The organism is Frankia sp. CgJB1 (assembly GCF_977947065.1).
This window is the reverse complement of sequence record NZ_CDWTNB010000136.1, coordinates 1-10,937: the sequence shown is the minus strand read 5'-3', so window position 1 is coordinate 10,937 and position 10,937 is coordinate 1. Positions and strand designations below refer to the sequence as shown.

9 protein-coding genes and 1 pseudogene are annotated in these 10,937 nt (G+C 72.2%); 6 read left to right on the top strand and 4 right to left on the bottom strand.

Annotated elements, in window-relative coordinates; genetic code table 11:
* From AC08OT_RS14975 to hemE, 4 genes and pseudogenes are all read right to left on the bottom strand, one after another.
* A pseudogene (locus AC08OT_RS14975) lies at nt 1–618 on the bottom strand (sugar transferase); the annotation flags it as partial.
* 959 nt (nt 619–1,577) lie between these two features.
* The gene (hemQ, locus tag AC08OT_RS14970; protein ID WP_476591654.1) at nt 1,578–2,273 is read right to left on the bottom strand and encodes a hydrogen peroxide-dependent heme synthase; all 696 of its coding nucleotides are present in this window, start codon (nt 2,271–2,273) and stop codon (nt 1,578–1,580) included.
* Nucleotides 2,274–2,324: 51 nt separating this feature from the next.
* The gene (gene hemG / locus AC08OT_RS14965; protein ID WP_476591655.1) at nt 2,325–3,740 is read right to left on the bottom strand and encodes a protoporphyrinogen oxidase; all 1,416 of its coding nucleotides are present in this window, start codon (nt 3,738–3,740) and stop codon (nt 2,325–2,327) included.
* Between the two features lie 102 nt (nt 3,741–3,842).
* Nucleotides 3,843–4,952, bottom strand: coding sequence for a uroporphyrinogen decarboxylase (hemE, locus tag AC08OT_RS14960; protein WP_476591656.1), 1,110 nt, complete (start codon nt 4,950–4,952; stop codon nt 3,843–3,845).
* 224 nt (nt 4,953–5,176) lie between these two features.
* Here hemE and AC08OT_RS14955 point away from each other — a divergent pair, with 224 nt between their 5' ends.
* The 6 genes from AC08OT_RS14955 to AC08OT_RS14930 form a co-directional block, all read left to right on the top strand.
* A complete protein-coding gene (locus tag AC08OT_RS14955; RefSeq protein ID WP_476602936.1) occupies nt 5,177–5,692 on the top strand; it encodes a DUF3817 domain-containing protein in 516 nt (171 codons plus the stop codon).
* A gap of 274 nt (nt 5,693–5,966) precedes the next feature.
* Complete coding sequence (locus AC08OT_RS14950; protein ID WP_476602935.1) at nt 5,967–6,233, top strand: hypothetical protein; 267 nt, start codon at nt 5,967–5,969, stop codon at nt 6,231–6,233.
* Between the two features lie 148 nt (nt 6,234–6,381).
* Nucleotides 6,382–7,152, top strand: coding sequence for a DUF3000 domain-containing protein (locus AC08OT_RS14945; protein WP_476594882.1), 771 nt, complete (start codon nt 6,382–6,384; stop codon nt 7,150–7,152).
* 120 nt (nt 7,153–7,272) lie between these two features.
* A complete protein-coding gene (locus tag AC08OT_RS14940; protein WP_476591660.1) occupies nt 7,273–8,556 on the top strand; it encodes an HRDC domain-containing protein in 1,284 nt (427 codons plus the stop codon).
* 264 nt (nt 8,557–8,820) lie between these two features.
* Complete coding sequence (locus AC08OT_RS14935; RefSeq protein WP_476591661.1) at nt 8,821–10,029, top strand: thiolase family protein; 1,209 nt, start codon at nt 8,821–8,823, stop codon at nt 10,027–10,029.
* Nucleotides 10,030–10,118: 89 nt separating this feature from the next.
* Nucleotides 10,119–10,937, top strand: an 819-nt coding sequence (locus tag AC08OT_RS14930) for an enoyl-CoA hydratase/isomerase family protein (RefSeq protein WP_476602934.1), incomplete at its 3' end; no start/stop codon positions are given.

Sequence of the window (10,937 nt, the reverse complement as noted above, 5' to 3'; positions counted from 1 at the left end):
AGGCCGCGGCCGACGACCCGACCCACCATGGAGAACAGGGTCGCGGCCGGGAAGGCGATCAGCACGTAACTACGGGCGATCTCCGCCTTCGTCGCATACGAGGCGATGGCCACCGCCGCGGTGAACCGGGCCGCCGTGTTGACCACCCGCCGGAACTCTTCCGACCCACCGCCGAGGAACCGGCTCTCGTAGGCCCGGTTCAGGGACATCACCAGCACCCAGGCGAGCGGCAGCAGAACCGTCATGAGGATGTACGGCTTGGAGGACACCGGCTGGGTACCGAAGTCGACCAGGTCGCCGAATCGCACGAAATACGCGAGCCCCGCTGCCACCACGCAGGCGGCCGCGTCGAAGCAGGACGAGGAGCCGGACGTAACGCCGTTCCCAGGTCACCTGAGCGCGGTAGCCGCCCGTCTCGACGGCGGCTGGGCTCACCCGCCCCGCGCTGTGCCGCCCGCCGGGCCCGGTAGCCGGGCGGCTCGGCGGTGCGCCGACGGGACGGCCGGCCGTCCCCGCCGGGCGCGCCGGCGGGGACGGCATCCCCTGCCCGCCGCGGGCGCGCGGAACGAAGTTCGACCCAGCGGTCGCGCGCGTGTCGCCGGGCACCGTCTCCGTCACTCGTGGTCCCCCCCCAGCACCGCGACGGCGCGCGTCAACAACACCGACCGGACCCGGCCGAACGGACTGGCCCAGTGGCGCCGGCACGTGCCCGAGCCCGAGCCAGGATCCGAACGGGCCCGGAGGTGTCATCGTCCTCCCCGTTCGGCGGCCCGCGGCGCCCCTCGCTCAGACAGCCACGAATTCATCCCTCGGTGGTGCATCGACCGGACCTCCAGCGATCTTCCCCCGCCACTGACTGTGGGCCACCCCGAACGATGAGCCGAACGCGCGCATCATCCAGGTCCCACTGGGGTGTGTCGGCACACCGGAGCGAACTGGAATACCGGACGCCGACACGGGTGGCGCTCCGTGGTCACGGGGGCAACGTTACCGGTTACGCCGAGATGATCTACCAGCGGCCCGGCCCGGCGATGGCGGCGTAACGCCCCGACCGCCGACCGTGGCCATGGCGTGATCCGTGCGTTTATGGCAACTTACAGTAACAGAGATGCGGTCGTCGACCAGCGACCGCCATGACGAACCTTCCGAGTCGACAAACCTTCCGAGTCCGCCCGCCGACGCGGGCATGACAGGCACCATCGACCCACGGACGCCTGACGCCTACGCTGCGCACACAAACAGCGGCGATAATGCTACTCTGCGTTATGGATCGCGGGTCTCGGCTCGGGATCCGTCGGCTGCCCGCCCCCGCGGGCGCCGGGAGAGGTGGGGCTGTGCGATCCTGCGCGCCCCGTGCGACGTCGCCGACGTGATATCGCCGGGGTGACATCGCCGGGGTGATGTCACGTCGGGATTGATGTCACCTGGAGTGATGCCGCCCGGGTGAGGCCGGTGAGCACAGTCACGGGACGGTCGGCGCCTGCCGGACGGGTGGGGGCGCCCAGGCAGGCGCCGGCTGCCGTCCCGGTCCTCCGCCGGTACCGGTCCTCCGCCGGTCTACCCGGCAGCCACCCGCCTCAGGGCAGGGCGGTGACGACGTCCGCCAGCGGCTTGCGGGCACCGGTGTAGAACGGCGTCTCCAGCCTGGTGTGCCGTCGCGCCGCGCTGGCCCGAAGGTGTCGGATGCAGTCGACGATCCGGTGCAGCTCATCCGCTTCGAAGGCGAGCAGCCACTCATAGTCGCCCAGTCCAAACGAAGCCACCGTGTTGGCCCGGACGTCCTCGTACTCCCGGCCCATGATCCCGTGCTCGGCGAGCATCCCGCGCCGTTCATAGTCCGGCAGCAGGTACCACTCCAGCGAGCGGTTGAACGGGTAGACGCAGAGATAACCGCGGGGGTCCTCCCGCCGGACGAAGGCGGGGATGTGGTTCTGGTTGAACTCCGCCGGCCGGTGCAGGCCGACCGCCGACCACACCGGACGCAGGTGCCCGCCCAGGGCCGTCCGCCGGAACCGCTGGTAGGTCTCCTGCAGCAGGTCCGGGTCCGGGCTCGTCCACCAGACCATCAGGTCCGCGTCGGCCCGGTAGCCCGAGATCTCGTAGACACCGCGGGTGTAGACGTCCTTGGCCAGCGCCCCGTCGAGCAAGGCGGTCGCCTGGTCGATCAGCGGGGTCCGCTCGGCGGGCAGCGGACGGTCGGCCGCGAAGACCGACCATCCCGTGTAGAGCAGCTCCGCGTTGAGTTCGCGGGCCGATTTCGTGGACTCCGACATTCCCATCCTCCTTCACCGGCGGCCGGACGCGGTCCGGGCCGGTGCACGTAATCAGATTCCCGGGCCCACCGGATCGGCCGGACTGCCTTGCGCCGTCCGGGTAGCCCTCAGCACCGCGTGCGCGGCGGTCTCCCCCGACCGGATACAGGCCGGGATGCCTACACCGTCGTATCCCGCGCCGGCCAGGACGATCCCCGCTGGAAGCCCCCGGCGCACCGCGGCGATCCGGTTGAGATGACCCGGCAGGTACTGCGGGAGTGCCCCGCCCCAGCGACTCACCCGGGTCGCGACCGGCCGACCGGACAGACCGGTGATCTGCGCGATCTCCGCCGCCGCCACCCCGGCGAGCTCCACGTCCCCACGCTGCAGGTCCTGTTCGGCACCGGCGCGGCCGATGCTCGCCCGCACCACCGTGAGCCGGTCGGAGCCCAGGTGCGGCCACTTGGCGGACAGGAAGGTGGCCGCCTTCACCGCGGTGCCCGCCCGGGCGGGCACGAGGAATCCGCTGCCGGGTGGCGGCGCGGCATCCCGGTAGACCAGCGTCACCAGGCCAACCGAGGCGTAGGGCACGCCGGCAAGCGGGGCGGAGGCATGCGGGGCCAGCGGCGCCAGCAGGGCGCGGGCCACCCCGGCGGGCACCGCGAGGATCACGGCGTCGGCCTGGAACGGCCCGAGGGCGTCCGCGCCGCCCACCCGGTCACAGTTGACCTGCCAGCCGCCCGCGGTCTTCGCGATCGAGCGGACGAGCACCCCGGTGTGCACGGTGGCGCCGGACTGCGCCGCCACCCGCGCCGCGAAGGAGCCCAGGCCCCCCCGAAGCGTGGCGAACAGCGGTGCCGTCGAGGTCGTCGTCGCGGGTCCGGTACGGGCCCGCACCCGGTGCGCGCCGAGGAGCAGCGAGCGGTCCTCGGCGAAGATGGGGACGAGCTGGGGCACGGTAGTCCGCAGCGACAGCGCGTCGGCCCGGCCCGCATACACCCCCCCGAGCAGCGGATCCACCAGCAGGTCGACGACTTCGCGCCCGACCCGCGTGCCGACGTAGCGGCCGACGGTCGGATCGTCGGCGAAACGCGTCCGCGGCAGCACCAGGTCGGCGGCGGCCCGCACCAGCCCCCACGGGGACAGCACCCGCGAGCGGACCAGGCCGAGGACGTCGGTCGGCACTCCGAGCAGAGTGTTCGGGGGGATGGGACGCAGCCGGCCGCGGATCCACAGTGACGCCGACGTCGTGGCCGGATGCACGATGTCGTGCCCGAGCCCGATCTGCCGGGCCAGGCGGAGTCCGTCGGGAACCCGGGCGAGGAAGGACTCCGCGCCCTCTTCGACGTCCAGACCCTCGATCGGGGTGGTACGCAGCTTGCCACCGACCCGGTCCGCCGCATCGAGGACGGTCACTTCGGCGTGCCCGGCCAGGGCGCGGGCGGCCGAGAGCCCGGCGATACCCCCACCGACGATCACAACCCGCACGTTCCTGCCGCCCTTCACGTTGAGTGGTGCCGCCCGCCAGTTTTCACCATCGAGCCGGTTCCAGTGAACCGGTCCGATGAGGGCGGATCACCTGCCGTGGACTCACCTGCCGTGGACGAGGTCAACGACGTGTGCAAGCATGCCCGGATCGGTCTGCGGCAGCACCCCGTGGCCGAGGTTGAACACGTGCCCCTCCGCCTTGGCCCCGCGGGCGCAGACGTCACGCACCTTGGCGGCGAGCACCGCTTCGGGGGCGAAGACCGCGGTCGGGTCGAGGTTTCCCTGCACGGCGTGACCGGGCCCGATCCGCCGAGCGGCCTCGTCGAGAGGAACCCGCCAGTCGACCCCGACGACGTCCGCACCCGCCTGGCCCATCGCGGCGAGCAGCTCACCGGTGTTCACACCAAAGTGGATGCGCGGCACCTCACCGGCGAAGGCGGCCAGCACCCGAGCGCTGTGCGGCGCGACGTAGCGACGGTAGTCCGCCTCGTCCAGCGCCCCGGCCCAGGAGTCGAACAGCTGCAGCGCGTCGACACCGGCATCCACCTGGACCCGCAGGAAGGCGGTGGTAATGTCGGCGAGCCGGGCCAGCAGGTCGTGCCAGAGCTTCGGTTCGCTGTACATCAACGCCTTGGTGCGGGCGTGGTCGCGACTCGGCCCGCCCTCGATGAGGTAGCTCGCGAGGGTGAACGGCGCCCCGGCGAACCCGATCAGCGGGGTTGAACCCAGCTCGGCCAGCAGTAGCCGGACCGCGTCGGCCACGTAGGGAACGTCGTCCGGCTCCAGTACGCGCAACGCGGCGAGCCCGACGGCGTCCCGCACGGGCTCGGCCACCACCGGTCCGATCCCGGCGACGATGTCGATGTCGAGGCCGATCGCGACCAGGGGCACCACGATGTCGGAGAAGAAGATCGCCGCGTCCGGCCGGAACCGGCGTACCGGCTGGAGCGTGATCTCAGTGATCATCTCGGCCTCCCGGCAGGAGTCGAGCATGGCGACTCCCGCGCGCAGGGCCCGGTACTCGGGCAGGACCCGCCCGGCCTGACGCATGAACCACACCGGCGTGGTCCCGGGGGGCTCCCGTCGACAGGCCCGCAGGAAGGGCGCGGTGTCGGCCAGGCCGAGCCGCCGGGCGAGCGCGGCACCGGTCGGCGGGGGCGAGACGCCGCCCGGCCCGGATCCGGGTCCCGCGTCGACGTGGAGGACAGGCATGGGTCGATCGTTGCACGCCCGTGAGATGTGTGGGAGTACGGCCATAGCGGGATGGGCCACCGCACGGGCCTGACGGCTCCCGGCGGCGAGGACCGGAGAGTACCAACCGGAACGTTGCACATCCGCTATCTTCTACTCTGGGTAGAAGAACTTCCAGATCCGGCCGGTGCCGGGCGCTCCCGTCCGTCGAGGCCGCGCCAGCGGACGGGGACGAACGATCGGACGTGACGAATCCCGCGGTCGCCGTGGCATGCCACGGCGCGTCCCGGGTCCCGGCACTCCAGGACACCCGGACAGTGGAACACCTCGGTGTCATCCGCTACGACGCCATCCCCTACGACGCCATCTGCTACGACGAGGAGTCACCGATGACCGGTCGTGCCCCGAGCGGCGCCTCCCAGCCCCTTGCCCTGGCCCGCGTCGTCTCGCTCGCCGAGGCGTTGTCCTTCCTCTTGCTGCTCGTCGCGACTGCGATCAAATACGGTGCCGACTACCCGATCGGCGTGCGGATCCTCGGCCCGGTCCATGGCGTGCTCTTCCTCATCTATTGCGCCCTCATCGGCTACCTCTCGGTGGTCGGGCGCTGGCGCCGTAAGCAGACCGTGCTCGCGCTGATCGCCGCGGTGCTGCCCGTCGCCCCGTTCTTCGTCGAGCGGCACTGGCTGCGTGGCGACGCCGCCCGGCTGGGCGACGCAGAGCCGGCACGTCCCACCTCGAAGCCGGCCGGCCAGGCGGGCTGAGCCGAGGGCCGGCCCGGCCCCACCGCCCCACAGACCGGGCGATCCGCCCCGCACCGCCCCGAGACGGGCTCACGCGACACGCCGGAGAGAATGCACGGACATCCGCCCGTCCCGTGGCACCGTCAGTCCGGTCGGAATTGGGGTAGAGGGTGCGCGTCATCCCGCGTTCCCCCTCCCGCCGGCCGTGGCGAGTGGCGCGCGATCCGTGATTATGCGCCCACCACGATCCAACGGTACGCATCACGGGCAGACGTGCGCGGGGAGTGGTGGTCGAGTGGAACAGGTCCGGGTGAGCGCCGAGGATCACATCGTTCTCGTCTGCATCGCATGCGGCGACGAGCGCATCTTCGAACAACCCCCGTGCTCCGACGGGCACGGTGACGACTGCCCGGAGTGGGTCTGCACCTCCTGTGGCGCCGCGGTGCTGGTCGGGCCGGCCCCCGCGGAGCGGCCGACGGCCCAACCGAGGCCCGTGCGCGAGACCCCCGCAGTCCGGGATCTCCGCGGCCGCGATCGTGCCGCCGCGCGGATCCCGGCGTGAGCCTGCACAGTTCCGCCCCTCAGCCGGGGTACTCCGGACACCGGCTCACCGGTTCCCGCCCGCACGCAACGGGACCGAAACCGTACGCTAACCGTACGCTCCGACGTCCGGCCAGCATGATCAAGACCGACGTCCTACCGTTGCCGTCATGGGGGTCGCGCAGTCATCCGAGGCGAGCTCTCCGATCTTCCTCGCGGTCACCAACGCCCTGCGCGCGGGGATCGCGCGGCTGCGCCCGGAGGTGGCGGTGCACGAGGTGGCGGCGCCCACCCGGGTCGCGCCGTTCTCCTTCGCTCTGGCCGGTGGGCTGACCGGGGACGAGGCCGACACCGCGGCCGGCCGGCTCATCCTGCTCATGGATCCTCAGGGACAGCCGGCCTGGCAGGGCACGGCCCGCATCGTCTGCTACGCCCGCGCGAGCATCGACCGGGAGATCGCCGGCGATCCCCTGCTTGCCGAGGTCGCCTGGTCGTGGCTGCGGGAATCGTTGGAGGCGCACGGCGCGGGCGTGCGCGCCCTGGGCGGCACGGTCACGGCCACCGCGTCACAACGCTTCGGCGTGCTCGCGGCCGACGGGGACAGCTTCGCCGTGGAGCTGCGCTGCTCCTGGTCACCCGACTGGGCGGAGACCACCCTCGCATCCGACCTCGGCCCCGCAGGGCCGGGCGCGCAGGGCCAGCCGCCCTGGAGCGCCTCGGCGACGGCCGCCCACCTGCTCGCATTCGGCGACCTGCTCGCGGCCATGGCCGGCCTTCCCCCACAACTGTCCGGAGTCATCACACTACCAACCCGCCGGGGTTGGCCGCGTCACACCGGCCCGCCGGACGGACAGCACCGCACCACCCACCGCGCGCCGCGCGCCGCGGCCGACCCTCCACCGCGCGCACCTCCCATTACCGAGTCGTTACAAAGCGTATAAATAACGCGATTCACTGTAGGACACGGCTACCTCTGCCAGGATTCAGACGTACGATCACTGATCGTGACGTCAACGGTTCCTGAATCAACACAGCGGGTCAGCGGGGGTGTCAGCGCCGAGGTGGAGGTACAGTCCAGCACTGGTGCCCATGAGCCCATCCCGCTGCTCACCCCTGCGGACGGGGTACCCCCCGTCATCGTCGACACCGCGGAACTCGCCGCGGCGGCGGAACGCCTCGCGGCCGGCGTCGGGCCGGTCGCGTTCGACGCCGAACGAGCGTCCGGTTACCGGTACAGCCAGCGGGCCTACCTCGTCCAGATCCGACGGCGGGGCACGGGCTCGCTGCTCCTCGATCCGATCGCGCTCGAGGATCTGAGCGTCATCCAGGACGCGGGGGACGGGATCGAATGGGTGCTGCACGCCGCCAGCCAGGACCTTCCGTGCCTGTCCGAGCTCGGTCTGCGGCCGAGTCTGCTGTTCGACACGGAGCTCGCCGGCCGGTTGCTGGGCTACGAACGGGTCGGGCTGGGGATGATGGTCGAACGGGTGCTGGGCTACGGGCTGGAGAAGGGCCATTCGGCCGCGGACTGGTCGACCCGCCCGCTTCCCGAGCCGTGGCTGCGCTACGCGGCGCTCGACGTCGAGCTGCTGGTGGAGTTGCGCGACGCGCTCGAGGCGGAGCTGATCGAACAAAACAAGATCAAATTTGCCCGGCAGGAGTTCGCCGCGATCGTCGCGGCCCCGCCACGCGAGCCACGGGCCGAGCCGTGGCGCCGGACGAGCGGGATCCACCGCGCCCGGTCCCGCCGCCAGCTCGCGGCGGTCCGGGCGATGTGGACCGCCCGGGACCGGCTCGCTCGTACCCGTGACGTCGCGCCGGGTCGCGTCCTCCCGGACAGCGCGATCATGGACGCCGTGCTGAACGCCCCCACCGACGCGGCCGCGCTGGTCCGGCTGCCCATCTTCTCCGGACCACGGATCCGCCGCACCGCGAACGTCTGGCTCGACGCCCTGCGTGGCGCCGCCGCGCTGCCCGAGGAAGAGCTGCCCGCCCCGGCCGGACCGGGCGGCGACGGTCTGCCGCCGCCCAACCGCTGGGCCGAGCGCGACCCGGTGGCCGCGTCGCGGCTGGCCCGGGTACGGGCCGCGCTGGCCGCCCTCGCCGCCGCCCACACGATGCCGGTGGAAAACCTCCTCGAGCCCGCGTTGTCCCGGCGGCTCGCCTGGTCCCCGCCGAATCCCCTGACGGACACGACCGTCGCCGGGGCGCTGCGGGCCGGCGGGGCACGCCCCTGGCAGATCGAGCTGACGGCCGCTCCCCTGCTCACCGTCCTCGCCGAGCCGCCGACCAAACCAACCGAACCGACAGCACCGGCCGAACCGACAGCCGAGCCGGCGGGCTGACGGCCGGATCTGCGGGTCGTGGGCCAGGGACGGACCGGCGCATCACGACATTGGCATCCCACGACATTGGCATCCCCGGGCACCTGGCATCCATGGCTCCGAGATGTCTACTGGCTGGTAACCGCTGCCGTAGGCTAGCCGTGCCGGCGGTATCCGCGCCGGTGCCGGCTGGCTGTCCGAGCCCTGGAACCGGGTCCCGGACAACAGCCGACGTTCGACGGCGACGAACCAGCGGTCGGTGGCGGCCGCGGGTCGGGAGGTCCCGTGTTCGGATCATCCAGAAACTTCGTACGCGACGTCGTGTTCGTCGACGGGGTCCGAACCCCGTTCGGGAAGGCCAAGGGCGTCTACGCCGAGACCCGTGCCGACGATCTGATCGTGCGGGTGGTCCGGGAGCTGCTGCGGCGCAATCCCTCCCTCCCCCCTGAGCGGATCGACGAGGTGGCGATCGCGGCCACCACCCAGATCGGCGATCAGGGCCTGACCATCGGCCGGGTCGCCGCCATCCTGTCCGGGTTGCCGGAAACGGTGCCGGGCTTCGCAATCGACCGGATGTGCGCAGGCGCCGTCACGGCGGTGACCACGACGGCCTCGTCGATCGCCGTCGGCGCCTACGACGTGGCCATGGCCGGCGGGGTGGAACACATGGGCCGCCACCCGATGGGCGAAAGCGCCGACATCAACCCCCGGTTCGTCGCCGAACGGCTCGTGGACACCTCCGCGCTGGTGATGGGCTCGACCGCCGAGAACCTGCACGACCGGTACCCCAAGATCACCAGGTCGCGGGCGGACGCCTTCGCTCTGGCCTCCCAGGAGAAGGTCGCCAAGGCGTACGCGAACGGTCAGATCCAGCCCGACCTCGTCCCGGTGGCTGCCCGGCACGTCGAGGCGGGCTGGGAGTTCGTCACTGCCGACGAGCCGCCGCGACCGGACACCACGCAGGCGGGGCTCGCCGGGCTGCGCACGCCGTTCCGGCCGCACGGGCGGGTGACCGCGGGCAACTCCGCCGGGCTCAACGACGGCGCCACCGGCTGCCTGCTCGCCGCCGCCGAGGTGGCGGCCGAGCTGGGCCTGTCGGCGAAGATGAGCCTGGTGGGTTTCGCGTTCGCCGGAGTCCCCCCCGAGGTGATGGGCGTCGGGCCGATCCCGTCGACGGAGAAGGCGCTGGCCCGTACCGGCCTGACCATCGACGACATCGGCCTGTTCGAGCTGAACGAGGCCTTCGCCGTGCAGGTCCTGGCCTTCCTCGACCACTTCGGCATCGCCGAAGACGATCCCCGGGTCAACCCGTACGGCGGGGCCATCGCGTTCGGTCACCCGCTGGCGTCCAGCGGGGTGCGCCTGATGACCCAGCTCGCCCGGCAGTTCGCCGAGCATCCCGAGGTGCGCTACGGCATGACGGCGATGTGCGTGGGTCTCGGCATGGGCGCCACCACGATCTGGGCGAACCCGCACCACGCCGCGGCCGACTGAGCAGGCACGACGACTGAGCAGGCACGACGACCGACCCGGGACGACCCGTCCGACACGACCGGGCCCGCGGCGGAACCGAGGGGAGATCCATGACCATCGACGAGGTGACCCTGTCCTTGCCGGACGAGGTCGTCACGGCCGCCCACGCCCGTTACGCGCGGCTGCCCGGGGTGGCCAGGCCCGTCGCCCTGATCACCCTCGACAACGGTCATGACCACACCCGGCCGAACACCTTCGGCCCAGCCGGCCTGCGGTCCCTGCTCGCCGCCGTCGACGAGATCGAGGCGCACGACCCGCCGATCGCCGCGATCGCCGTCACCGGCAAGCCGTTCATCTTCAGCGTGGGTGCGGACCTGTCCTTCCGCTCGTCGCTCACCGACCCGGAGCAGATCCGCCCATCGCTCGCGGCGCTCGGCCGCCTCGGGCACGAGGCCTTCGCCCGGGTGGGTGAGGGTCGCCTGGGTGACCGGAAGGTCCCGACCTTCGCCCTCGTCAACGGAGCGGCGCTGGGCGGCGGGCTGGAGCTGGCCCTGCACTGCGACTACCGGGCGCTGTCCGCCGGCATTCCCGCACTCGCCTTCCCAGAGGTCTTCCTCGGCCTCGTCCCGGGCTGGGGCGGCACCCAACTGCTGCCCAACCTCATCGGCGCCGAACAGGCGGTGTCCGTCATCATCGGCAACGCGCTCAGCCAGAACCGCATGCTGCGCGGCCGGCAGGCGTTCGAGCTGGGTCTCGGGGACGTGCTGCTGGAGCCGGCGGACTTCCTGACGGAGGCGCTGCGCTGGGTGGGCCGGGTGCTGCGCGGCGAGGTCGACCCGGTGGCCGCCCGCGCGCCGGTCGAGCGGGGGGCGGCCTGGGCGGAGGCGATCGCACGGGGCCGGGCGCTCGCCGACGCGAAGCTGCACGGG